This window comes from Neptuniibacter pectenicola, from assembly GCF_001597735.1.
Classification (GTDB): domain Bacteria; phylum Pseudomonadota; class Gammaproteobacteria; order Pseudomonadales; family Balneatricaceae; genus Neptuniibacter; species Neptuniibacter pectenicola.
On sequence record NZ_LUTS01000005.1, the window covers coordinates 1 to 24,666 of the forward strand.

Below are 24,666 nucleotides of genomic sequence, written 5' to 3' on the forward strand. Positions count from 1 at the left end.
GAATTCGCTGACCATTTTACCAACTTAAGCCTGTGTAAGCTCCGGGAAGGGTTTTGTTAGTTTTCACACAGCCTGTGTCGAAAGCTGACCTTCGAGGTCGTTTCATTCTATATGAGAATTCCTACCAAATATTTCATGTTATATGAGATTTAGACCCTTCTCCTCGTTCTCACATAGAGTGAAATAGCCGATACTTTTGGGCTTTTCTATTTCAAGCCAAGTGAGATTCGACAGTTGGATCATCAAAAGAAGGCATTCCAATAATCATTTCATATTTATCCGGTTTCACTAAAAGCTGTGATTTCTTTGTCGAAGATGAATATACCCCCTTTCCCGAAGCGCAGAGAAAGGTAGGATATAGGATTGATCACCCCACCGTAGCTATCCTTGAGGCAATAGAGTCTGAGGCTATTAAGACTAGAAGAAAGTCACAGCTCATCGGTCTTAGAAGCCTTTACTTCTCGGAACAAGACCAATGGCTTGGTATCACCGAAAAGTAAATGAGGAACGTTCTGGTCTTTATACAATGTCGCAGCTTGAAAGGTCAATGTGTGTTTCTACCGAGCTGATCAAGCAGCTGATCGAAAGGCGTTTACTCCAATCATTTAAACGTGGTGAGAAAGAAAGTCGCTACATCCCTGCCAAATCAGTAGATGAGTTTAAAGAACGCTATGTTCTGTTTACGAAACTCTCTCAGCAATCTGGGCTAGAACTTCATGAAATCAGACCGTTATTTGAAGCCCATAAGATCAAGGCAATCGATCACAAATTACCGAAAGAAGAGCGATACATGAATCGTATTTCCTACAGGTATGACCTGGTTAATGTGAAGGAGACATCGGCTCTTGTGGGGGCAATGGGAGATTGAGTTTCTTGATCGGATTGATAAGGGTTATAAGGAATTGACCCGCGTTTCAATTAGGATAATCTGCTTTGGCCTTTGTTTGTGCTGTATAGGAGCCGTGTTGATTATCGGGGATAGTACCCTTGAGCTTCTATCCCCTCTAAGGCCTTATACGGCTATTCTTGCTATGACTCTCTTTGGTTCTGCTGCGGCAATCTTTTTCATGCATTTCAGATCACTGATAAAGAAAATGTTCAAAATAAGCTAATTGAAAAGAAGCAACAGCTCAAGAACAAGTTTGATGGCAACCTTTAAGTGATCAATTCGCGGATAGTGTCTTTAATTTGACGTAATTTACAAGAGTGTTTCTCTGCGAATGCATTGAAAGTTAATAAGGACTTAATCACAGCCGGTGATGTGCTATCGGATTGGGAATGTGATTTTTTATCAGGGAATTAGATGTGTATTTATCAAATTTAATAATTCAGAATTTCCGTAATTTTCAATTTATTAATATTCCGTAATTTTCAATTTATTAATATTCCATTGGCACAAAACATGGTAGTGCTAGGGGAAAACCGTGTAGGAAAAAGCAACCTTCTTTACGCAGTTAGATTAGTACTCGACTCGTCACTACCCGATTCTTCAAAGGCATCTAAAGTTCTCTGATCTCTGGGATGGCGTTGACTTGTCTAACGACCCTCAAATAGAAGTACATTTCAAATAGAAGTACATTTGGATTTCTCCGAGTTCGATAGTGATGCGGCACTTACAGCGTTGTTGACAGACTTTCGTAGAGCCGATGAACCCACTGTGGCGAGACTAAGCTATGTGTTTAGGAAAAAGGCTGAAGTCTAGGAACCGCGACTTCTAGTGAAGATTATGAATTATTAGTCTTTGGCGGAGGTGATGAGACTCGATCAGTCCCTAATAGAGTGCGCCGTAGAATATCTTTGGATATGCTACATGCTCTGCGAGAGGCTGAAGCTCAATTGGTATCTTGGCGGAACTCTCCCCTTCGACCATTACTTGAAGATGCCCTTGCATCAGTTGATCGTGTCGACCTTGATGGTGTTGCAAGTGATCTTGAGTCTACAAATAACAAAGTAGAATCATTTGATTTATTTACTTCAGGAAAAATATATATGCAGTATATTGAAATACTATAATAATACAGTATATGTAACATATTGTTTATAAAGGGTTAATTGAGTTTTTTGCTGCTGTTTACTATAATGGGTTGACTTAATTAGCATGAGAGATAGGGTATGACTCCTTTTGGTCGTTACCTAGAGCTGAAGCGTAAAAGTAGGCATCTGAAACAGAAGCAATTAGCAAACTTGCTGGGCATTAATCCTAGCTATATAAGTTTGATGGAAACGGGCAAGAAGCCGCCTCCTGCTATTCATATCCGCGAAAAAATTTCTTTAGTATTAAACTTTAATCGAGATGAGAAACGCCAACTGAAGTTTTATGCTGAGCAATCTGCAAGGGTATTCCATTTACCTGATGACATTTCCTTGGAAGTCTACCTTTTAGCTAACCAGTTTCATAAATGTATTAGTGAACTTTCAGCTGGCCAAGCAGCAGCAATTCAATCTATTTTGAAAATAAATGATGTTACAGAAAAGAAGAGCCAAACTTCAGAATTAGTAATGGAGGATATTATGTAAACAAAAACGAGCCTAAGCATGCGCTTGGCCCGTTCGATTCGGTATAAATACCTGTAACTCGCAAATACAGTATCTATTTCCTTTCGAATTCAGTCAAGCGCCCTACTTTATATCGTGATTTTTATTACCTGATTAGGTAAGGGTTTTATATGTCTAAGAAAAATTTTGCTGTGCCTCAGAAGGTACGGTGCGGGGATGATTTTGCCTTTAATTTGGGTCCAGAGCTCAAACACAGTCGTTCAAGAGAACCTGTTACTCGTTCTAGAAGAACGATCCGAGGGCATTTTCCTTCAGTAAAAATGGAAAGGATGATTGATTGGGAGTCTCAATTAGAAAGGCGAGCTTGTCATCGTTTTGAATTTTCGCCTTCTATAAAACAGTACTATGAACAACCAGAGTCTATTTGGCTGTTCATTGAGGGTAAATATAGGAGGTATACACCCGATTTCAAGCTTCACTTTACTGACGGGAGCGTTTTAATCATAGAAATAAAACCTTTCGATCATTTGCAGAAAAGGGATATTAGAGACAAGTTAATTTTAGCATCTTTAGAGTTTGAGAAAGTCGGACGAAAATTTGGAGTTATAACGGACCAAGAGCTACCAAATAAGGAATTAGATCGCAATATTCACTTCCTTCGCCAGTACCAAAAGCTTCCATTTGGTGAGGCGGAAATTGAAAAAGCAAAGAAGTTCTGTGAAAAAACCTTATTACCTTCCATTTCTGGACTAGCGCAAATACTTGGTCGTCTTGGCACAGTATACGCCCTGCTTGCAAATAATGTATGTGGAACAGATATGAATAGGCCTATAGAGCCTGATTCGTTAATTATCTTTGTAGGAGATACTAACCATGAAACTTGCATCTTTTCGTACAGGTCAGCACCTGACTTTGAACTCGTCGACTTATGAAATTATTAGAACACTTGAAAATAAAGATGCTGTTTTGGAGAGGAAGCCAGACTTAGCAATTGTCCTGTATACGGAGGCTGAACTATCTGAAGCTCTTTCCAATGGCACTTTGTCTTTTATCGGTAACCTAGGGATTGATGAGGGTCTGCCAAAGGATGTTTCTTGCCTTTCTGAAAAGGACCAAGAGATAGCCTTTTCAAAGTTTGAATATATACAACAAATTATTGCTAGAGGAGGTGAAAGACCAAGCCTAAAGGCAGTAGAGGTATGGATAGACGACATTTCTGCAACCTTGGGTGACTGTTCACCTCCTAGTCCTATCACTATTTATCGTTGGTGGAGGGCCTGGTTTGAATCAGGTAAAGATATTTCTTCGCTAGCTCCTAAGCAAAAACTAGGTCGTCGTTCTTTTTATGTTCTGGAGCTTGGGCCAATGATTCTTGATGCTTCTGAGTCTCTGCTTTTAAAGGCTACGCCGCATACAAAAAGTGATGTATACGATTACATTTTGGCGAATATTAATGAATCCGCTATTAAGGGGGTTAGATATCAAAAGCCGTCTAAAGCGACTTTTTATCGTTTATTAGATAAGTTGTTAGATCCATTTGAGTTAATGGCTGCTCAAAAAGGGAAAACAGTGGCTAATAAGTTCTATAGGATGCATGGAGCGGGATATGTGACTTCTCGCATACTTGAGCGAGTGGAAATTGATCATACACCGTTAAATATTTTCGTAGTTGATGAAAATACCAAGAAAGTAATTGGTCGCCCAAATTTCACTTTAATTTTAGATCACTTTTCTAAGATGCCTTTAGGATTTTATATAGGCTTTGAACCCCCCTCTTCAGTATCAGTAATGCGTGCTATTCGACATGCAATTTTATCTAAGGATTATGTTAGTAAAGAGTTCCCTTCAATAAGGAATAGCTGGCCTGCTTATGGGTGCTTTACAACTCTTGCCTGTGATAATGGTTCAGAATTTCATGATCATCAGTTAAGACGGATGTGTAATGAGCTTAATACAGAGCTTTTCTTTTGCCCGTCAAAACAACCACATTATAAAGGGTCAGTTGAACGTTTTCTGGGTACTTTGAATAGAGCTGTATGCCATAAATTAAAAGGGACTTCTTATGGAAGTATATCTGAACGCGGGGAGTACGAATCAACAAAGCTTGCGTCTGTCACTTTAGATAAGCTTCGTGAACTGATTCATAAGTGGGTAATAGACATTTACATTCATAGTCCGCATGCAGGGCTGGATGATACACCGGCTAATGTTTGGAAGAACGGACTAAAAGATATCGAATTGATTCTGCCACAGAGCCGAGAGCGGCTTGATCTTATTCTGACAAAAGAATATGTCAGGAAGTTATCTCATGAAGGCATTCGTCTATTTAAACTTAATTATAGCTCTGATGAACTAAGGTTGTTTCGACAACAACTTAAAGCTAACGCAACTGTACATGTGCGAATTGACCCTGAAAACGTAGGTAAAATATGGGTTTTAGATAAAGCAAATCAACGTTATTTCAGCGTACCTTGTACTAAACCTGAATATGCTGAAGGCATCTCATTGAGACAGCATAGATCTGTACTATCTGTTCGCAATGAAAAAAAAGTGGCTGCCATTACTCCTAGTCTTCTTCAGGCAAAAAAAGAATTTACTGATCATGTAAATGAGCTTTCTAACAGCAAGAGTATTCGAGCTAAAACTCAAGCAGCACAACTTAAGCAAAACCCTATAGAAGTAATTTTAGATAACCCTAAGGATTTGGATCGCTCTGAATTGTTGGTTCCTCCTGGTTTAGAGGATTTTGATGTGGAGATAAAATATGAATAAGAACCAGATTGCATCATTATCTAAGCTAAATGGGCTGATAGTTCATCACCCTCAATTTGAATGCGCGTACAAACAAATAAATGAATGTTATGAACTAAAAAATGCAGGGTTGCCGGTAAATTTTTTGTGTCTAGGTATGTCCGGTACAGGAAAAACAACATTGAAAGAGAAATTTCTCAATCAGCATCTTCCTTATCAGACTAGGGACCGAAAAATTGTACCAGTTCTTGTGGTCGATATACCCTCTTTACCTACCGTGAAGAATGTATCAGAAGCCGTATTGCTTGAATTAGGAGACCCTCTTTTTAACAGAGGTACTGCTATAGAAAAAACAAACAGGATTTTGACATTAGTAAAGACCTGTAAAGTACAACTTATTATTTTTGATGAACTACAACATTTTGTTGATCAGGGAAGCAGGTCTACACCTAGTCAGGCTGCGGACTGGTTGAAAACCATTATTGACCGATCAAACGCATCAGTCGTGCTTATGGGATTACAAAGAAGTGAGCACATTCTTCGTTTGAATGAGCAGCTCAGAAGGCGTTTTAGTCGTAGAATTAATTTAGAGCCCTTTTCTCTAGCTAAGATGAATAGTTATTGGGATTTTGTTCGTGTACTACGTGCCATGTTGAAGGTTGTGGACATGCAAGAGGAAACAAACCTGTCTGATAATTTGGTAAGGAGAATACATTATGCAACGAATGGGGTTATTGGTTACATGCAGACACTGCTTATGGCTGCATTTCGAAGTGCATCTAGTTTCGGCAGAAGTCACATAAGTGAGGAGGATTTCGAGGCTGCGTTTACGGAATCAATATGGTCTGCTGGGATTGGAACTAATAATCCATTTAATGAAGATTTTGTTTTTAAGAGGCTTATCAAGCCAGGTATGCCCTTCCATCGTTTGATGAGTCCGGAGGAAGTATAATGGCGACCTTAATTATTCCATTAGTCTATCCGAAAGCTTTTGAAGATGAGTCTCCTATTGGGTATTTAATTCGGGTTGTTGAGGCTAATGGTTATAAACGAGTTCAATGGCTATTTAGTGCTGATGGCGAGCCTTTTAGTTTTTCCCCTCAAAAGTTACTTGAAGCTTTGATTGATGCGAAATGGACTGGCTTTTATACATTCAAAGAACTGATATCTGCGATATACAACGTAGATCAGAAACTATTTCGTTTTGAATCGTTTCGTTACTGCAAAGAGTGTTTGAAAGAGAGGCCTTATCATCGTGCTAGCTGGCAGCTAAGTACTACAGTTGTTTGTGTTAAGCATAGGATGTGGCTCATTGATGAGTGTCGATCATGTGGTTCAAAGCTTAACTTCAAATCTATGTCCTCTATAACCTCATGTTGCTGTGGCGAGTCTTTGATAGATGTTGAGGATACAAATTATGTCCCAACAACAGTGTTGAGAATGCAGAACTTCCTGGATGGTAAATCGTGTATTGCAGAGCCCGATTTTGGGTTTAGTCATGCCTTCAACGGGCCTCTTTTTGATCGAGAGTATAGGCTTAAACTGATAATAAATTTTATTCGTTGGCAGCCTTCTGAAAATATGAAGAATTTAAAAACTGGCTACTTTACAGGGTTAAATACCTTCCCTGAAGCTAAATATTACTCGACAGCTTGTGCTGATGCTTGGTTTGCTACAGAGGAGGATTTTCAACGGTATCTAAGCTGTCTTCATTCAGAGGTTTTTAGTGATCAAAGCCGCGGAGATATTTATTTCAAAAGGTTTTACCAACGAATTTTTTCTATATGTACACATCCAAGTCAAGAATTGATCATTACTTCCATTCAGAATTATCTCAAGGATCACTGGACCTATGCGATAAATAAGAAGAACACACTATTCAGTAAAGAGGCGATCGAAAATCATAAGTGGATAGCGCTACAGCCTGCTTCTTCAGAATACAATATTTCAAAAGCTATGCTTCGAGAAGGAATTACTAGCGGCTCGATTAGATCTCGAATTAGACGTGTAAAATCAAGGGAAAATACAGTTATACACCGAGATGATGTTGTTGAATTTATCAATCAAGAGAAAACGTTTGTAAATGCAAAAGTAGCTATATCGCTTCTCGGTATAACTAAAAGTCAATTTTATGCTCTTATCGAAAGTGGTTTCATTGAAGGGATTTCTCCTGATGAGACAGTTAAAAAGGAATGGGTTATACACCTAGAGGATATATATGCACTGAAGAATTCTGTTTTTACTACCTTGCCACCTATAGAGGTCCAATATATTTATCTTCCTGAGGCTATTCGGAAAGTAGGAAATACTATAAAGAATCCCTTTATTACTATTGTTACAGCAATCAAAACACGTGAGCTTAAAGCCTTTGTTGATCCTAAGTATGTCGGGTTTAGGGGAGTCTGCATTGATATAGAAGATTTGAAGGATTGGTATTTACTAAAGCAGAAGAAGAAAAATCTTAACTATTTCAGCATTAACTCTTTGCGAAGATACTTTCAAGTATCTTCAATGCTTGTCCCCCAGCTTGTTGAAAAGGGATTAATCCAACGCATTAGGTTTAGTAAAAGGGATGAGGAGTTATCTATTACTCATAAGGAAGTGGATACTTTCAAGAACCGCTACGTACTACTATCAAAGTTGTCTAGAGTATGTGAAGTCTCATCCGCTGTTTTGATGGAGTTGTTCAGTGAAAAGGGAATCTATCCTGTAGATGATGATTGGGAAAAACCAGAACAGTTTGTTCAGAAAATCTATTACAGGTATGAACTTATCGACGTTCCGGAGGTACGCTCGATAGTCGCCTCCATGGATGACTGGAATTTTGTTTTCTAGGTAGGAATTGCTGATTGGTTGAGGTTTGTTATAAACAGTTCAGACCTTTTTAAGTTAAAATTTTGTTCTAACTAGTTTTGCTAAAACTACCTCAAAGTGCCTATCTGCTCATAGAGCTGGCCACAAATGAGTACTCAAACAAGTAACAACTAAACGGTCTGCTGGTCAATTGAACACCTGGCAAAGGTAAATATTCCAATCAGCTTCAAACATATCTAGGTGAGTGGCATACAATACACCCTGACCCCCACCCAACTCTTTCTACCTCTGATATAAGTGAATGGAGGAGAAACCTAAAAGGTCAAAAGGCTATTTTAATAATAATTGGTCAGAAGTCAGATTGGTTTGCATACTGGAATGGCAGCCAGGCTATCGTGATTAAACAACCGGTTAAGGAGATAAACAGCATGTGAGCATTTCACCATTGACCCCATCCATAAGCTACCAATAATGCTCTCAGGGCCAAGAAAAAGTAAGCTTTAAATTAAGATCAATTAGTTGTAGTTATACTATTCAATTCCTCTGCACTCTGACCAAGCTCAAGTACCAAGTCTTCCAGATCTATATCTTTGAGAATTGAGTCTTCAATGTGGTCGGCTGCGTACCTAGACTGCAAACTATCAGGATTAATTACCATATCATTCAACGTGCTAACTTGATCTGGTGTAAAAAGCTCAGTGAACTCACGTGCTAAATACCCAAGATCAAATAAATCCCTTATCTTTGATCGATTTTGCGCAGCATTCAGCTTCTGAGAAATGAGCTCTTGAGCGTGATAAACCTTAATATCATTGATGGTCGTATAAGCTTGTTCATCTATCTGTAATGCTCGGTATGACACTTCGAACTTTACTCGTCCCTTACCTTCAGGTCCGGTATATTCAAGCATCCATCGTTTTGTCGTTTGAGTATCTTTTGTTTGTTTGATCGCATCGAGGTTAATGGGAACACCTTTAAATGCATCCCTCATACGACTTTCTGGTTTGATTTGAACTGTTGAATCAAAGTCCAAGTCTTCACTGTATCGATCCAATCCATGACATAGCATCAGTGCCGTTCCCCCTTTCAATATCATAGGGGAATCAGAAAACTTTTGTGCAATACGAGCCATGACTTCCACATGCTGTTTCTGCAGAGGTGAAAATTCATCGATCACCTCAAGCTGCGGTAAGGTCATTTTTGCTTCTCCATGCCCTTAAATCTCTCATTTGGTCTGTCCTTAGAACCGGTTCTAGCTTATCCAACATAGAGGCAAGTTTTCTTTTATTTTTTTTCTCTGGAAACCAGTCATCGACAACATATGAATCGATACCGTTCCCATCATGAAGCCGCTGAAAAATCATGTCAGCCATTGCTCGATAATGGTTGGCCGCAAAGAGTTTTGTATTTGAAATGACACCTGCTTCTTCAAGGCTTTTTGTTTGATCCTCAATTCCTTCAGACCCAAAGACTGAGTATGTATCTGCATAGTTGTCACCCGCCACAAAAAACGGCCCAGGGTTTCTTCCATGCGAACCTTTAAACGTTTCAATGAAGTGCCAATCTCCCGTTCCTTCGTTGGACGGCAGATTTAATGCGGCAAGTCCCGTGAGATAGCGGCGCTTTGTTGTATACGGAATATCGGTAGGCTGGTAGCTACCCTGATAAACCCTTGTTTCAGGTTTCAGCTGTTTCTTCAGTTTATTCCGGCCTTTCACCGTTAACCTAACTAGCTTGTTTCTGGCATCATGAGGATCTTTACTTGTTGCGATCCAGTTTTTAGATACAAGCTTCGTTACAGACCGGCTAAAGCTACTAGTCTTCTCAGTATCACCACGTAATTCATGCAAAGGCATCCACTTCCCAGGCTTGAACATGGAAAGAACAAGTAGAACCCGAAGCTCAGATACTTTTAGGTCATCAAATTCTTCGGCTGAAATAATGTTGTCTATATTGATTGCCTGTGAATTACTCATAACTTTAGGCTCGCATTTCATTTAGTTCCGATATCGGAATTATATCACTAAAAGCCCATCTGTGTTCTAGTTTGGGGCATAGCAATAACTCTGAGGCTCAGCTTTCTTGATCTGTTCCCCCTATCACTACGTCTATTGGTTAGTTAGTCAGTATATTGAGAGGGAGAAAGTGAAGGTTCTTGCTATGGCTACCGAGCGTGCGCAGCCACCCTAGCTGAGTATTATGAGACAGTAGCGGCAGCAGCTGCTTCGCTTAAAGATTCAGATGCTCTCGAAGAGTTTATCAAAGCCCAAGATGTATTTGATAACTATCCATCTAAGTCTGACCAAGCAATAAACGAATATCTACGAGTTGCTAAAGACTACGATATAGCTCTTAAAGATTGCTCAAGTAAACCTATGAAAAAGTTTCTGGAGGACATGTGGCATTAAATGGAGCATAAAATAGAAGTGATTAAGTCTTTCTTGCTGGTGCAATTGCTGCTCTTGATTAGCGTTTAGCTAAAGAAAGACGCACGACTACAAATGGTAGGGTTAAAGCTGTTCGAGGAGGGAATGTTGATGAGAAATAGCGTTTAAATAAGATTGGCTCTATTTGGCAGGAGCTGGCTGAAACACTGTTTGCGCTCTGAACTCTCTCGCATTAATTTGATGCTTAAGGGTTATCTTGATGGGCTTAATAAAATTGAAGAGTACGCAGAGAAAGTTGCAGTAGATGGGTTACCATCAAGCTACTCAGAAAGTAGCTAGTGCTGTCGTTTAAGCTGCTAGGTATATTCTGATTGGTTTCATTACATATGAGAATGGTTCCTATCCATTTCACTATATATGAGAATTTGGGCTCGTGCCCTATTCTCATATATAGTGAAATAGCTTGTATTATGTAGGTTTTTCATTTCATTACATATGAGAACCGACAAGTACTTTGTCGAATCTCATGAATAGTGAAACACTGTCCTATTTTTGTGAGACAGTGTTTCACTAAAGATGAAACATGCAAAAAAAAGCAGCCATATGGCTGCTTTTTTAGTGAAGTAAGTTCAGTTTGGACAAAGTGGACACTTATTCAAAGTATCAGAACTTTCTATGTTTGGTTTATGAGATGAGCCTTCATAGGACTTTGTTTCTAAAATCGAACAGATTTCGTTTTCGAATGTTTCTTTAGTCATGGAATACATACCACTTCTAGCTCCTTCAAAACCGCAATTCCATGATCCTAAAGCTTGTCCATATGAGAGAGCATCCTTTATAGAATCGAGATTATTTGAATATAAATCCTCTCTCGTTCCTGTACATAATTTGGAGATAATCCCAGCTGTTGTCCAGTCACCGCAACCACAGGAATCTAGAACTTTCTTCACTTCAAAAGAAGGTATAGAACACCACTCACCTTGGCTATTCACTCGATACTGCAAACCTTCGCTGCCAAGTGTTTGAATCTCAAGGAATGGACGCTTATCAGATTGTAGGGTTTCGCAGTCAAAGCGTTGATTAGAATACTTAACGATATCAGCTAACTCTAATGCTCTCTGAAGGTGATTAGCAGCTCCTTTAGCGGAAGGTTCGAAAAAGATAATACTACCTTTATTCTTATAAAATTCTGCAAGATCTATTGCCGCAGGAGATACGCGATCGAAAAAGAAGACATCACAACTTGTATCATCCTCTTTAAGAAACTTAGATGCTTTAAGAGTTATCGCCTTATAGCTAGGTAACCACTCGTTACAGTTAGGGCAATTTCGCCAATGAAACTTATGTCGAGCAGGCTGTGAACCCTTACCAGGTATTATTTCCTCGAAAATTACCGGTATAGAAGCAGTGGGCTGAAGTGATAAATATAGATCATTTACCCCCCATGACTTCATATCTTGAATTGCTTTATTTGAATGAGGACTATCATCCATTCTCGATATTGGGAATGAGTTCCATCCTAAATAAGAAAGTATGGTTAGCACATTGCCACAGGTTCCGCCTGCCCATTGATAAGTTGTACCTTCGGGTGACGATTCAGTGACAATGTCTAGCGCTACAAGCCCTGTGCCATGTATTGTAAGACTACTACTCATTAGTGATTGCTCGACTAGATTCATGCTAGAGCTCAAGCTATGCGTAAGCATCGCCGTATAGCCAAATATGCGTTAGTTTTGGTTTGGTCTGTAAATTGCCAGGAGAGTCTAATTTTTCCCAGTCAACATTATAAGACAAGGCCTCTACATAAACTATTGGAAACTTTTTGTCTAAAGCTGCCATTAGAGCACCAATTGCTGGTATTTTGCTGCCTAAAGGAGAGAGAACAATAGTAGAACCGCCTAGAGCTTCAAACACAGGCTGACGATCTTGGGATATTCTCAATATAGTTCTATAGATATCAAGGGGATTTCTTTCATCCGAATAAAGGAAATTTTGTGGTTCAAGTCCCCATTCATTCTCCAGCGCCCCCCCCCAAGCTGTATGAATCTCAGAGAAGTAGCTATAGGCTATTAGGTCCCCTTTTTTCGGATCGTCTGCAGGGAAAGGTAAGATCGGACACGTATCATGAGGTTTTAAATTACTATGTATAATCTTAAGGAGTTGTTCTTTCCCTTTCGTTAGTAGTGGTAACCACAGAGTGGCTGTTTGGCTGCTACCAAATAAAGCTTCTCGATCACAACCACGAACATCACTAGGTTGATCATTTGGTTCTGATTTTATTGAAGAGTCAAGATCAGGGTTGGAAATGATAGCTATATGAATATTTGCTGTGCAGCCATGCTCATTAACCATTTTTGATAGATATAAAATAATAGGAAAGCTTATTCCCATTGACATGGCACTCATATCAACAACGATATCTGTATATCCATCTAAATCAATAGATCGAATAGCTTTTATTATATTGTGACCTGCAACAACAGCCCCGTCGTCAGAGAATATTTCGACTTTTTCTACATCTAAATTGGAACATAGATTCTTCAATGAATTGAGGTTTTCATCTGCCCGAATGATCAACTCGTCATCTGGTTGTGGTCTTTCCTCTTTTATCATGAAGGCTGAAAGCCTGCCTTTTAGCGTGCTTGAAAGCTCAGATATGATTTCAGTACTTCTAGGATCAAAACCAGCACCACCAATCACTAAGCATTTTTTATTGTCACAAGAGAAGTGCTCTTGAAAAAAGCTTAATACACTTTCATCGTAGTGGGATACGCACCTTTCACTCCATCGGCCGTTCTTCATCAACTAGTCCTTATAAATGCTCATTAGGTGCTCAAGATCTCTTTCAAGAAAGCCGCCTCGTTTAAATGTAAGGCCACTTTTTATTTTATATACGCCTGATAATTCGATAAGAGTCCAAAATCTATTTTTAGTTGAATGCTTACGCTTTATGGTTAGCGCGTTGTATGCAACACCATATTTCAAGGCTTGGGCGAGATCATGCTTTTTGTTCAATATTTTTTTAAAATCTTCATCTGGGATGCCGATCGCATTTGGGCCACCCTCTAAAGATGCGTTTGGCTCTAAGGACTTTTTGATACACTGATCGGAGATTAAATTACATATTCGAATTACTTCTGAGTGCTTGGGAAAAGCCCACTTGGATATGATTTCTTCAGCTTTTTTTCTCAATAGCTTGTGCTGAAAATCAGCCCTTAACTCGGCTCTATCTCCACGAATAATCTTAGTTTCAGATGCACTAACTAATTGGCTAGCAAGTAATAAGAATTGCTCGGCATTTTCAGAGCTACCATCGCAAAGATCATCAATCCCGAAATAATACGGTCTTTTGAACTCATGAAGAAGATGTATCTTTGCACCATCTACAATGCCTGAATTCAACTTAATCGGCTTAGACGGTTCTGCTGTTAGTTGATCTTCAAATAGACTGGCTTGGGGAACTCTTTTGATATACCTATTCAATAATATCTTTAACGTTGCAAGTTTTACATCTTCGCCACCTTTTACATTAGAGCCGCCATTAAAGTAGGTTTCTATTTGACTGTTAAAATCATCAATAACTGTAGGGCTTATATTGTTCTTATCTTGTAATCTAGAAACAGAAGATTTCAGCTTTTCTAGATTTGATTTAGTTAACTCAGATGGCTTTGAATTTAAAATATCTTGAATTGATGATAAACCATTCCTTTGAAATATCGGCATCAAGCGGAGGTATTTATCCGCCATGTTTTTAGCCATAACTCGAAAGTTATTTCTTTTCGATAATCTATCTTCACCACTTTGAAGCCAAATTTGCGATATTTCCCTACTTTCCTGAATAGTTGTATCCATTCCAATGCTTGAATGAGAAGTCAGTTCGCTGTGAAGAATCGATTCAGGAGTTTGAGCATCCAAACGCATCATCATCCAACGTGATATCTTCATTTCTCTTCGTGCTAGCCAATCACGGAGGCTAAATATTTGGTCAGGATGTAAGGTATGTACATCGTCCAGTATAACTAGAGGGCGTAATTTTGACTTTTTGCCGTCTCTGTTACTAACTTCGATATTAAGAATTGAATCAAATAACTGATATGGTTCTAAAGCTAACTTTGGAATGTCATCAATCTTTGGCGGGATTAGTGATGCACTAACTTGATATATAACTCTTTCAACCTTTTTGGCTCTCTCTAAAATTTCTTCAGCAAGGCTGCCACCTAAAGTTTCAGATGCAACGGTAGCTTGATCTCTGTACAAGAATTTTATTTTTTTAAAGTCGAGAGATTCATCCTGTTGTAAGTAGTTAAGCCACTGAATAATTGCCCTTGATTGTAAGAATGACTTTAGAAGACCGTGCTTTATTTCTTCAGAATAGGGTAACTCCCAGAAATCCCTGTATTCTGACTCCATGGGTATCCTACAGCCAATTACATCAATATTATTCTCAGCTCCAACGATCTTGCACTTTTTTAAAGCATCCAGCAGAACGCCGTATTCTGTATGGTTTGGGCTATTTATGAGGGTATATACTGTGTTGTATTGCATTAGAGTTGCAATTGTAGTCTTACCACTACCTGGAGTCCCAATAACAACGCTTAGCCTATCAAAAAGAGAGTCATCTTTTGCTGGATTAGAAAAGAATGTATCTAAAGGTTCTGGAGTAACGATAGATAGAAAAGCTGAAGAATCCTTCAGGTATTCTGTTGCCCTTTTCTCAAATGGATTACTCATTTACTAAGCCTTATTAATATTGGTTGTATCATTACTACTCATATCGCTGTGTCTTTCCCTTCTCCTGAAAAGAGGCCTCATACTGTGGCCGCTTTGGCTTTCTGTTTCAGCCCAAAGTAGTGGTAGAGAGTTGTTAGGAGTGTTATGTTCAATCACTACAGGAAGACCGCACTGTCCATATCCGAACCTTTTACAAGTTGTACCGCTTTGACCGCCATGCTTCCCATCTCCTTCAATTGCTTCGTCATAGTACTTTTCACATAAAGTGGAGAATGGGTGGTCAGAACCACTTTTTATGCTTATTTCTTCAGGAAGCACTAGGCCATATGTGAATCTAATGTCATCAGTACCAGATATTTCTAGGAGTTGATCTTTAGCCTTTGAGTAAGATGCATCTATGTTATTCTTGGCGTGTTCTGTCGCGATATAGTGGTGAACATATATTTCAAAATTTTTTGCAAATACACATTCTTCACTATTTATTGAGTTAAGGAATTTAAAGAGCTTTCCTTTCAATCTTTTAACAACATCAATATCAGGTAATATGCTGGTTCCTGAGGCAGTGAAATCGTCAATCAAGTACACACGAGAGAATTTTTCCTCGCTCGATTCAAGCCCAAAATGGTTGGCTAGGTCTTCTCTCAGGTCTTCTAACAGGCTTGTCCATTTTTCATCGTTAATCTGTGTTGCTATCACTACTTGCTCATTAGAAATTGTACCTGCATTCATTCTCCTAAGAGTGTCGATCCTTGCACCATCGCTTAGGCCCATGAAAAGTGTTTTTCTACACTCAATTTGGTAGTCTTTTATGTTCTTACTTGATGACCAAATTTTATGTGAAGGGGTTCCATTAGCTTTAGCTACACTAGAGATGATGTCTTTTTGTACAAATTCAGGGAAAAACTTCTCAACCAATCTATAAATTTCAGCAGGGCTAAAGTAAATTAAATTGTGTTTGATGAAGTTATAAGCGTTCGCTCTATCTTCAGGAGAAAACTGCTGTAACCATGTCGCAAGGCTTTCGATAAATCGAGCACCAGCATGGTAGTCTCTATAACCGTCATACTTATATGACGCCATGAAAGAAAGCCATTTGAACTCTTCAGTTGCAATTTCTTCATCCCAGCTCATTATATTGCTTAATAAGCGTAAGCAAAGTTCCCTGTTCATTAGTAATCTTCCCTACTTGAATTTTATTTTGCCTTTTTCGCTCTTAATTCTTTTTAGATAACTAAGTGTCCCTTGAGGTCCTCTAGTCCCCGCTGGACAGAGATTCCAGCATTTGTCGATAGCGCTTGAAACCTCATCAACACTTAAAGAGAAGGTACTACTTAGAAGTTGACTGTCGTTTCCTGGCCATTTTCCCCTATCTCCAATCGTTAGTACAACCTTGTTCTCATCTAAAGACATTGCCAGTTTGTTAACTACATCTTGCTTAGTGGCATCTTTGGAAAGAATATCAATTGAATGACTTGATCGAGTGATATTTATATCTATATCGGGATAGCTGCTTAATTGATCTTGAACTGACTCCCATAAAAATGACTCTGAAACGGGAAGGTTTGGCTCAACAGTAATTTGTTTGCTTCGAGGTGTTATATTGGGGTCTATCGATTGAACTAATTGGTTTTGACTCAACAAGTCTTCAATGGGAAGTAGACTTGGACAAGTCTTAGTATCACGATTAGGTGCGTTATTATCATCTAACGTGCTCAAATCCGAACCATTGTAATATCCAACTAAAATATCAGACCAGTACTTTTCAGGTATTATACTACTGTCCTGAAGTGCTTCTCTGATGGACTTTCCTCTACCTGTTGCAAAGCCAATTTTGATACCAAGATCTAGTAGCCTTACTAATTCACTACATAGTTCTGCACTAGGTGGGTATCTTCGATAACGACTATCAACCAGTGTTCCATCGTAATCAAATACGATCGCTCCGATATCTTGATTAGTTAAATTCTTATTGAACTGTTTGTAAGCTTTTAACCATTCAGCATCGTTAAATTGATGAATTTGGGATGTTTTTCGTCGAACAGCTGCTTTTTCTTTAGATTGTGATGAAATAAATCCAGAACGAGTTGAAAGCCTATATATCTTTGATCCGTATTGAGGCACGCCAGGTTTACCTGGATCGATACCTCTTATATGGCCTTTCCAGCTAGTAAAGTAGAATGAAAAAATTATTCCAGCGATAAGCTCAAGTAGGCCCCTGTCCTTAAATTCAATCATACCTTTAGGTATGGCTTCAGGAAGCAAATCTAGTGTTTTTCGACAGAGATCTGCATCAGCATCTGTGGTTAAGCAAAGGATGCCACTTGTATTTTCATTCTTTGAAAACCAGTGATGTCGGCCATGTGCGAAGTTTCTTAAGTCCGCTAGATGCACTGAACCTAAACCTGCTTCTACAAGCTTTGATTCAATATCTATTGCTGCAGACTTAAGCTTTGGGCTGTAAATGATATGAAGCCTATCTACACTACATAGCTCTTTATTCTTAGCTTTCAACGTATTTAGATCTTCGAAGCCTTCAATGCAGAAGCTTAATAACGAATTGATATCTTTAGGAAGTTTTGCTGTTCTATCTGTCGCAGAGCAGTACGCTCTGTATAGAATAGTTGTAAAAGAAAGTAATGAATTAGTTGCTAAGAAACCGTCTTTACCAGCCGGCAGATCGTATTCGATCAAATTTGTATATTGATATCGCTTATGTAACTCAGCGAGCCTACTTCCTTTTCTTCCCACAACAGCGCAAATTGTTCTTGGTTCTAGGAGAGAAGCATGTTGGTAAGCCCTTTTAATATCGATGTTGTTACCGCTTGCTGACATAAACCACACAGCGGTATTTCCGTTCTGAGGTATAGCTGATGCAAGCTCCATTGGTGTCACAGGGACTGCTATTGATCCAAAGAAGTGTCTATGTAGTGTTGCTTGGAATTCAGCAGCAGAGAAGGAACCGCCTGAGCCTACCGACAGTAGCGGAAGATGATGGCTTGTTCTAATTACATTTACAATATCTTCAAGCGCTTGTTCTGCAGTCCATTGATAAGTCGCATTTAGCTTCTGCAACTCACTAGAGAAAGGTTTTCCCATATCACTTCACTGTGTAGGTTGTTTGTAGACTAAATAATCCTATATTTGATGGCTAATTGCACACTATATAAATCTGATTTACTAAGTTTATCTGAATAGAAATAGTCAGATTTATTGTTTGTAGCCGCGAATAATTAAAACTTGAGTCTTATCTGAATCTACAAAAAAAAAAGATTACACCTGAATAAAAGTTAAGATATATCGTAACTTTTTGAAAAATAAGATAAAAACTTTGATTTGTTCAGGTTTTGGGCTTATTTTGTTACTTATCTGAGTAACTTTTGAGCGGTTTGGTATGTCACCTTTTGGACGGTATCTTGCAACCTTAAGGCTTCACCGAAGAGTCAAACAGAAAGATTTGGCTAATGCTGTAGGGGTTCATCCTTGCTATATAAGTTTGATCGAAAGTGGAAAAAAGAGCCCACCTCCTGGCCGTTTGATCAACTTGATTACCTTAGCACTTGAGCTTCAAGAAGATGAAGCTGGCTTATTGCGTAGATATGCGGATGAGTCCATCAAAGTGATGCATGTGCCTGAAGACCTCCCAATGGAGGGATACGCTTTTATCTATGACTTACGAAAGTCGTTAAAGCTGCTTTCCATCGATGATTTCAAAGAGTTACGAAGTATTGTTTCAATGAATAAAGTTCTTGGAGAAGAGAGGATGAAAAATAGCGCCTAGATAAAGAAAAACGGGAAAAGCACTGCTTGACCCGCTTTCAGATGGTATAGATACCATGTTGTGGTGACTAAAAGTATCTATCCCCTCCTTAAGCCCGTCAAGCAACCTAACTAAATTCAATAATTTTTGTTACCGATTTTGGTAACGAAAGGGTTAGTTATGTTTAAAAATTATAATGCTACGCCTTTGGGTAAAGGTGTTAAGGGATCTTTGCGCTCAATTTTTAGCGCAGAATCGCCAAATAGTCGGTCAAGGGAGCCTGTTAATCGCTCTGGAATAACATATCGAGGACGATTCCCATCTTTCAAAATGGAAAGATTGATTCATTGGGAATCCAAGTATGAAAGATTGGCCTGCTACAGGTTTGAGTTCTCACCAGGAATAGTAAGCTTTGAAGAGCAGCCTAACCCTATCATTTACCCCCCAGGCTTTAGGTTTTCCAAGTACACACCTGACTTCAGACTAGTGTCTAGTGACTCCAATGAATGGATGGTAGAGATAAAGCCTTATAACCATCTATTTAAAGATGATGTTCTAGATAAGCTACAAACCGCTGCTAGCTATTACCAAGCTCAGGGAATTAACTTCATTGTTATAACCGAAAAAGAGCTTCTTAACCCCATACTCGAATCTAATTTGGTTACCTTGAGAAAAGCTTTGGCCCCTCTTACTGAAAATGAAAGAGCGCACATAACTCACTGGATGAATAACGTTTCTTTGCCAACGGTTGGTATGGCTGCAGAGTATTTTGGAGGCCTGAACAGAGTTTATTCCTTTATTGGCAATCACGTGATAACTACAAATTTAGAATCCCCGTTATCTAGATCATCTTTCATTAAGCTAGCTGAGGAGGGGTACAGTGAAAATTGCTTCTTTTCGTACAGGACAGCACCTCATTTTGAGGTTTGTTGAATATAAGATTTTCAGGATAGTTAGAGATGAGCAGGTAGTTTTAGAGCGCCAAAATGATGGGGCTCTTATCTCTTTTGATAAGCAAAGTTTGATGGAAAGCCTAGTAACAGGCGAATTAGAAATTCTTAGTGACTTACAAAAGCAGGATCACTCCAATGGAGTACTCAATCCACTCAGCTGTTACTCGGATGAATCACAGGCGGAAGCTTCACGTCGGTATGAGTACCTGAAATCAGTCATTGGTGTAGTTGGTGACGTCCCAACTAGAATTGGAATAATACCGGTCATCAAGGAGCATTCTGAGCTAACTGGTGACACCTCCCCTCCAAGTGTTAGTACTCTCTTTAGGTGGTGGAAAAAGTGGCTGCAGAGCGGGAATGATGTTGCTGCATTAGTTCCAATAAATACTAAAAAGCGAAATTCCTTTGTCTCGGGATATCTAAAGGATTTATTCCATGAAGTTGCTGAGGAGGTTCTATTACGGCCAGTTCCTGGAAGTATTCAGGACGCCTATGATTTATATATTGTACGGCTTCAGGAATATAACAAAGCTTGTTCAGAGCCTCTCAGGATGCCCTCACGCTCAACTTTCTATCGTCAGTATCAATCAAGTTATGACGGCTATGAGAAGCTACGTGCTCAAAAAGGAAAGCGCATTGCAGATGAATTTTATCGTGCATCTGGTGCAGGAGTGACTACCTCGCGGATATTAGAGCGTGTAGAGATAGATCATACACCAATAGATAACATCATCGTTGATGATCGCACAGGTTTAGCCATTGGGAAACCCAATCTAACAGCACTTATAGATCACTATTCCAGGATGATTCTCGGAGTCTATATTGGCTTTGAACCTCCTTCAGAGCTATCAGTGATGCTGGCTCTAAAGCACTCGATATTGCCTAAGCCTCAATACCAGGAAGAGTTTGAGTTTGTCCATAATGAGTGGAAAGCATATGGCATCCCATCTGTTCTGGTTTGTGATAATGGTTCAGAGTTTCATGGTCATCAATTGAAACGATTAGCCAGGGAATTAAATATAGAGCTTTTCTTCTGCCCTCCTAGAAAGGGAAGTGCTAAAGGGACAATTGAGCGTGTTGTAGGGTATATCAACGACAGAACTTCTAAGCGTTTACCTGGTACTACTTTTTCGAATATTAATGAAAGGGCCGATTATGACCCTGTGAAGAAATCTTCGATTCCTCTTCGGTATTTTCAGTCTCTTGTATATGAATGGATTATCAATATCTACCAGGAGAGCTTTCATAGTGGCATCAACACATCACCACGGCTGAAGTGGACGGAAGGTTTGGAATCTATAGAGCCTGTCATCCCTGCAAATATCTATCAATTTGATCTCGCTTTTACCCGTGAATATCACAGAAAGCTAAGCCATTCAGGTATTAAGGTTTGTAACCTTCAGTACAACTCGCATGAACTTAAGCTTCTTTCCCATCGAATTGGACATAAGAGCAGTGTCCGTATCAGGCTGGATCCGGAGAATTTAGGCCGAATTTGGATTTACGATGATCAACAAGAACATTTTTTTGTTGTGCCTTCAGTAAGTGAGGAAGCTGAAGGGCTGACAGTTCGTCAGCAAAAACTGATTAGATCAATGATTACTGCACATAGAAAGGAGCTTGATACCGATACTTTAAGGCTGGCTAAGGTTAGCTTGGCGAAACGCTTACGAGATGGTCTGTCTAGTAAAAAGATAACTGAGAGAACTCGCTCGAAAAGGATTGAATCAGACATGGATTGCTTTCAGTCGCCTGTGACACCAGTGAATAAGCCCCCGAAAGCAGATTCTAATAATCCTCTCACTCCACCTGCAGAAGAAGATCTCTTTGAGGTCGATTGGGGGAGAAAGAAATGAATACTGAAGTGTTTGAGAAAATCAAAGCTATTAGAGGAATTACGATTAAGCATCCTCAATTTGAAAAGGCGGTACGGAAAATAGAAAGGGCTTTCTTGTCATGCTCTGAGTGCTCAGTTCCAGAAAATTTGATTTGCATAGGGCCGTCCGGGACAGGCAAATCTACATTAAAGAATTGGTTCGTTGATAGGTATGACAGGAAAGATGTTAATGGGTGCCTAAATATCCCAATTTTAGCTATTGATACACCCTCGCATCCAACAGTAAAGAATTTTGCCGAAGCTGTACTAATTGAACTAGGCGATCCCAATTACAGTAGAGGGTCGATGCAAGATAAGACTAATCGTATACAGCTGTACTTACGGCAATGTGAAGTAAAACTAATTATCTTCGATGAACTACAGCACTTTGTTGATCAAGGAACAAAATCAGCACAAAGAAGTGTATCTGATTGGTTGAAATTATTAATAGATAAGTCAGGGGTGTCCACTGTACTTATGGGACTGGAGAGAAGTGAGCGCATACTACAAGAGAATGAACAAATCCGTAGACGCTTTAGTCACCGAGTTGATCTAACTCCCTTCTCAATCGATACTCATGAGGATAAGAAGACCTTTTACGGAGCAATTTTTGTTCTTGATAAAAGTATCGCTCTTCCTAAGAGAATCGAAGTTGATGACAATCTGTTGATTTCCTTTTTCTACGCTACTAATGGTGTGATGGGCTACTTGGTAAAGCTCATGTTAGGTGCTTTTGAAGTGGCTTACTTTTCTAGATCCAAGTCGATATCAAGAAAACATTTAGAAGTAGCTTTCACCGACACAATTTGGTCTAAGGGGGTTGGTAGCAATAATCCGTTCAGTTCCTCTTTTGCCAAGAGGCCTTTGATTAGAGAGGGAATGCCCTTTTATCTAGAAAGTCAGCCCTTTATTAAGGAGCCGAATGATGCCTGAGCTGATAAGGCCTATTTATCATCCAGTCGCGTATAAAGAAGAGTCTCCTCTTGGTTATCTTTTTCGGCTATCTGATATGAATAAGTACAAGTTTATACACTGGCTTTTTAAAGATAACTTTGGTGCTCTTTCTTATACATTCAAGAACTTACTTCATAGCTTAATTGATCAGCCTTGGACGGGGTTTGATGAATGTGATGAGTTATCAAATAAAATCTCTGAATTGCCAGGTAAATATCTAAATTATACAAGCTGTCGATATTGCCCTTCTTGTCTTCGTGAGGACGGATACTATAGAAATATATGGCATATAAAGTCTGTGGTAGCTTGCCCCAGGCATAACGTATGGCTAGTTGATACGTGCCATTCTTGTAATTCCAGATTGAACTTCAGAGAGCTTGCAGGCTTGCATAGTTGTAGCTGTGGGGCAGATTTGCGTTTGGCATCATCTATAGAGCTTGCCGAAGATGTTCGCCGTTACTTTTATCTACTATCGATAGAAAAACCAGCCTCAGACTTTCATTCTTGGCCTTACTCTATTTGCTTTGGGATGAAAAACTGGAGCCTGGAAGTGCGAATCAGCTACTTACATTTTTTTGCGTCCTGGCAGCCAATAGACCTAAACAATTTTGACCATCGAGGGGCTTTTGGTGGGCTTAATTCAATGGATTCTGCAAAACCGTATATTGAATCCTTGGCTATGAGCCTATGTGGTAACGAGCAGTCTTGTTTTCATGAATTCCTCGACAAGCTCCAGCACTCTGTCGAAAGTAGCCCTGATGCTGGAGACGCCCTCCTCCGCCGCTTTTACAAAGCTTTCTACAAGGTCTGCACCCATGATGACTTCGATGCTTTAAGAATCTCTTTGCAAGAGTATTTAAACGATAACTGGATGTATGCTGTGAATCACAGAAATACCCTGTTTTCTGATCAAGAGATCAAGGCTCATAATTGGGTCTCTTTGCAGACAATTTCTAGGCAATTTGGTATAGGTCAATCCAAAATATTACATGCAATTTCCTCGGAAATGGTTCGAGCCCACTATAGAAGCTCTGATAAAAGGGTCCAAACCCTGGTTCATCGGCAAGACCTAATTCGTTACTTTGAGCAGGAGAAGAATTACGTCGATTTTAAGACGACAGCATCGTTACTTGGCATAACCAGAAAGCAGCTGAAGAGTTTGATTGATGCTGAGGTTTTAAAGGGAAAAGAGCCGGAAAAGCACTACCAGAGTTGGTCCTTTTCTTTGGATGATATCCATGAGCTGATCGATACGTTAAAGGAAGTTGTACCATTCATTGAGGACTCTCGACTTTCTTTAGCTGATGCCATTCGGAAAATATCAAATCGAATAGATAATCCTTTAGTGCGGCTGTATGACGCTATTTTGAATGAAGATGTTAAGTGCTTCTACGATAGCAAATATGTTGGTTTAAGCGGCTTATTAATTGATGAAGCTAGCTTGATGGATTGGTATATGAGAGAAACTTACAAAGAGGATTCTAGTGTCTTTACTAAAGAGCAATTAAAGATGCTGTTGAAGCTTTCATCGACACTGATCAAGCAGTTAGTAGATAAGGGTTTCTTGGAAAAGAGTATGGCTACTGGTCCTGGGAACTGCACTTATATTTCTCAGGAAGCTGTTATCAAGTTCCAGGAGCAGTATGTTGTTCTCTCAAAGCTTTCAAATGCTACTGGAATTGAGTCAAGAGGGCTGATTAGCTTACTATCTGAGCTAAATATTCAATCTATTGATGCTGACTGGCCACTAAATGAGGCACTGTTTCAGAAGGTCTATTTAAGGAGAGACTTAGTTGGTGTTAAGGAAGTAGACGGAGCTATTCGTACTGGTGATGATTGGGCTTATGCATCAGTAGGCGCTATTCCTCAGGCACAGACAAATACACATTATGAGTGGGATGCTCAGTTGAAGTGTCCATTTTAAGTCTGTAAATTCAGTTACTTATA

At 39.3% G+C, this 24,666-nt stretch carries 19 protein-coding genes; 12 read left to right on the plus strand and 7 right to left on the minus strand.

Annotated features, from left to right (window positions below):
- Positions 1 to 475: 475 nt before the first annotated feature.
- The 7 genes from A3773_RS07845 (at position 476) to A3773_RS07875 (ending at position 8,082) form a co-directional block, all read left to right on the plus strand.
- The gene (locus A3773_RS07845; RefSeq protein ID WP_156473468.1) at positions 476 to 868 is read left to right on the plus strand and encodes a hypothetical protein; all 393 of its coding nucleotides are present in this window, start codon (positions 476 to 478) and stop codon (positions 866 to 868) included.
- 489 nt (positions 869 to 1,357) lie between these two features.
- Positions 1,358 to 1,513 (plus strand): DUF2813 domain-containing protein, encoded by a 156-nt coding sequence (locus tag A3773_RS19140; RefSeq protein WP_368500064.1) that lies wholly within the window; start codon positions 1,358 to 1,360, stop codon positions 1,511 to 1,513.
- Positions 1,514 to 2,112: 599 nt separating this feature from the next.
- On the plus strand, positions 2,113 to 2,517 hold the full coding sequence (locus A3773_RS07855; RefSeq protein ID WP_067984759.1) for a helix-turn-helix domain-containing protein: 405 nt from the start codon (positions 2,113 to 2,115) through the stop codon (positions 2,515 to 2,517).
- 149 nt (positions 2,518 to 2,666) lie between these two features.
- On the plus strand, positions 2,667 to 3,428 hold the full coding sequence (locus A3773_RS07860; RefSeq protein ID WP_067984761.1) for a TnsA endonuclease N-terminal domain-containing protein: 762 nt from the start codon (positions 2,667 to 2,669) through the stop codon (positions 3,426 to 3,428).
- A complete protein-coding gene (locus tag A3773_RS07865; protein ID WP_067984766.1) occupies positions 3,370 to 5,268 on the plus strand; it encodes a TnsB C-terminal domain-containing protein in 1,899 nt (632 codons plus the stop codon). The genes A3773_RS07860 and A3773_RS07865 overlap by 59 nt, the downstream gene beginning before the upstream one ends.
- On the plus strand, positions 5,261 to 6,199 hold the full coding sequence (locus A3773_RS07870) for a TniB family NTP-binding protein (protein ID WP_067984768.1): 939 nt from the start codon (positions 5,261 to 5,263) through the stop codon (positions 6,197 to 6,199). The genes A3773_RS07865 and A3773_RS07870 overlap by 8 nt, the downstream gene beginning before the upstream one ends.
- Positions 6,199 to 8,082, plus strand: a complete 1,884-nt coding sequence (locus tag A3773_RS07875) for a TniQ family protein (RefSeq protein WP_067984770.1) — start codon at positions 6,199 to 6,201, stop codon at positions 8,080 to 8,082. The genes A3773_RS07870 and A3773_RS07875 overlap by 1 nt, the downstream gene beginning before the upstream one ends.
- Before the next feature lie 490 nt (positions 8,083 to 8,572).
- On the opposite strand, the gene A3773_RS07880 is transcribed toward A3773_RS07875, so the two are convergent.
- The 7 genes from A3773_RS07880 to A3773_RS07910 form a co-directional block, all read right to left on the minus strand.
- The gene (locus A3773_RS07880; protein WP_067984772.1) at positions 8,573 to 9,259 is read right to left on the minus strand and encodes a nucleotidyl transferase AbiEii/AbiGii toxin family protein; all 687 of its coding nucleotides are present in this window, start codon (positions 9,257 to 9,259) and stop codon (positions 8,573 to 8,575) included.
- Positions 9,240 to 10,037: a MarR family winged helix-turn-helix transcriptional regulator gene (locus A3773_RS17700; protein ID WP_156473469.1), complete on the minus strand. Its 798-nt coding sequence runs from the start codon at positions 10,035 to 10,037 to the stop codon at positions 9,240 to 9,242. The genes A3773_RS07880 and A3773_RS17700 overlap by 20 nt, the downstream gene beginning before the upstream one ends.
- A 1,040-nt stretch (positions 10,038 to 11,077) precedes the next feature.
- Positions 11,078 to 12,103 carry a PfkB family carbohydrate kinase gene (locus tag A3773_RS07890; protein WP_197462743.1) on the minus strand — a complete coding sequence of 342 codons (1,026 nt, stop codon included), beginning with the start codon at positions 12,101 to 12,103 and terminating at the stop codon, positions 11,078 to 11,080.
- Positions 12,104 to 12,140: 37 nt separating this feature from the next.
- Positions 12,141 to 13,250: a hypothetical protein gene (locus A3773_RS07895; RefSeq protein WP_067984778.1), complete on the minus strand. Its 1,110-nt coding sequence runs from the start codon at positions 13,248 to 13,250 to the stop codon at positions 12,141 to 12,143.
- A gap of 3 nt (positions 13,251 to 13,253) precedes the next feature.
- Positions 13,254 to 15,179 (minus strand): ORC-CDC6 family AAA ATPase, encoded by a 1,926-nt coding sequence (locus A3773_RS07900; protein ID WP_067984785.1) that lies wholly within the window; start codon positions 15,177 to 15,179, stop codon positions 13,254 to 13,256.
- Between the two features lie 3 nt (positions 15,180 to 15,182).
- Positions 15,183 to 16,310 (minus strand): phosphoribosyltransferase-like protein, encoded by a 1,128-nt coding sequence (locus A3773_RS07905; protein ID WP_067984792.1) that lies wholly within the window; start codon positions 16,308 to 16,310, stop codon positions 15,183 to 15,185.
- Positions 16,311 to 16,361: 51 nt separating this feature from the next.
- Positions 16,362 to 18,275 carry a hypothetical protein gene (locus A3773_RS07910; protein ID WP_067984794.1) on the minus strand — a complete coding sequence of 638 codons (1,914 nt, stop codon included), beginning with the start codon at positions 18,273 to 18,275 and terminating at the stop codon, positions 16,362 to 16,364.
- A gap of 295 nt (positions 18,276 to 18,570) precedes the next feature.
- Between A3773_RS07910 and A3773_RS07915 the strand changes: the two genes are divergently transcribed.
- The 5 genes from A3773_RS07915 to A3773_RS07935 all read left to right on the plus strand — a co-directional run bounded on the left by A3773_RS07915 (position 18,571) and on the right by A3773_RS07935 (position 24,643).
- Positions 18,571 to 18,957, plus strand: a complete 387-nt coding sequence (locus A3773_RS07915; RefSeq protein ID WP_067984796.1) for a helix-turn-helix domain-containing protein — start codon at positions 18,571 to 18,573, stop codon at positions 18,955 to 18,957.
- Between the two features lie 159 nt (positions 18,958 to 19,116).
- Positions 19,117 to 19,869: a TnsA endonuclease N-terminal domain-containing protein gene (locus A3773_RS07920; RefSeq protein WP_067984798.1), complete on the plus strand. Its 753-nt coding sequence runs from the start codon at positions 19,117 to 19,119 to the stop codon at positions 19,867 to 19,869.
- Positions 19,817 to 21,745: a TnsB C-terminal domain-containing protein gene (locus tag A3773_RS07925; RefSeq protein WP_156473470.1), complete on the plus strand. Its 1,929-nt coding sequence runs from the start codon at positions 19,817 to 19,819 to the stop codon at positions 21,743 to 21,745. The genes A3773_RS07920 and A3773_RS07925 overlap by 53 nt, the downstream gene beginning before the upstream one ends.
- Positions 21,742 to 22,698 (plus strand): TniB family NTP-binding protein, encoded by a 957-nt coding sequence (locus A3773_RS07930; protein ID WP_067984802.1) that lies wholly within the window; start codon positions 21,742 to 21,744, stop codon positions 22,696 to 22,698. The genes A3773_RS07925 and A3773_RS07930 overlap by 4 nt, the downstream gene beginning before the upstream one ends.
- Entirely contained in the window at positions 22,688 to 24,643 is a 1,956-nt protein-coding gene (locus A3773_RS07935) for a TniQ family protein (RefSeq protein ID WP_082800574.1), read from the plus strand. Before A3773_RS07930 ends, A3773_RS07935 begins: the two co-directional genes overlap by 11 nt.
- The last annotated feature ends 23 nt before the right edge of the window (positions 24,644 to 24,666 follow it).

Excerpts from the sequence above, each read along its gene's own strand:
- A3773_RS07845 (WP_156473468.1), top strand. The coding sequence starts at position 476 with ATGGCTTGGTATCACCGAAAAGTAAATGAGGAACGTTCTGGTCTTTAT.
- A3773_RS07855 (WP_067984759.1), top strand. The coding sequence starts at position 2,113 with ATGACTCCTTTTGGTCGTTACCTAGAGCTGAAGCGTAAAAGTAGGCAT.
- A3773_RS07860 (WP_067984761.1), top strand. The coding sequence starts at position 2,667 with ATGTCTAAGAAAAATTTTGCTGTGCCTCAGAAGGTACGGTGCGGGGAT.
- A3773_RS07865 (WP_067984766.1), top strand. The coding sequence starts at position 3,370 with ATGAAACTTGCATCTTTTCGTACAGGTCAGCACCTGACTTTGAACTCG.
- A3773_RS07870 (WP_067984768.1), top strand. The coding sequence starts at position 5,261 with ATGAATAAGAACCAGATTGCATCATTATCTAAGCTAAATGGGCTGATA.
- A3773_RS07875 (WP_067984770.1), top strand. The coding sequence starts at position 6,199 with ATGGCGACCTTAATTATTCCATTAGTCTATCCGAAAGCTTTTGAAGAT.
- A3773_RS07880 (WP_067984772.1), bottom strand. The coding sequence starts at position 9,259 with ATGACCTTACCGCAGCTTGAGGTGATCGATGAATTTTCACCTCTGCAG.
- A3773_RS17700 (WP_156473469.1), bottom strand. The coding sequence starts at position 10,037 with ATGAGTAATTCACAGGCAATCAATATAGACAACATTATTTCAGCCGAA.
- A3773_RS07890 (WP_197462743.1), bottom strand. The coding sequence starts at position 12,103 with ATGAGTAGTAGTCTTACAATACATGGCACAGGGCTTGTAGCGCTAGAC.
- A3773_RS07895 (WP_067984778.1), bottom strand. The coding sequence starts at position 13,250 with ATGAAGAACGGCCGATGGAGTGAAAGGTGCGTATCCCACTACGATGAA.
- A3773_RS07900 (WP_067984785.1), bottom strand. The coding sequence starts at position 15,179 with ATGAGTAATCCATTTGAGAAAAGGGCAACAGAATACCTGAAGGATTCT.
- A3773_RS07905 (WP_067984792.1), bottom strand. The coding sequence starts at position 16,310 with ATGAGCTGGGATGAAGAAATTGCAACTGAAGAGTTCAAATGGCTTTCT.
- A3773_RS07910 (WP_067984794.1), bottom strand. The coding sequence starts at position 18,275 with ATGGGAAAACCTTTCTCTAGTGAGTTGCAGAAGCTAAATGCGACTTAT.
- A3773_RS07915 (WP_067984796.1), top strand. The coding sequence starts at position 18,571 with ATGTCACCTTTTGGACGGTATCTTGCAACCTTAAGGCTTCACCGAAGA.
- A3773_RS07920 (WP_067984798.1), top strand. The coding sequence starts at position 19,117 with ATGTTTAAAAATTATAATGCTACGCCTTTGGGTAAAGGTGTTAAGGGA.
- A3773_RS07930 (WP_067984802.1), top strand. The coding sequence starts at position 21,742 with ATGAATACTGAAGTGTTTGAGAAAATCAAAGCTATTAGAGGAATTACG.
- A3773_RS07935 (WP_082800574.1), top strand. The coding sequence starts at position 22,688 with ATGATGCCTGAGCTGATAAGGCCTATTTATCATCCAGTCGCGTATAAA.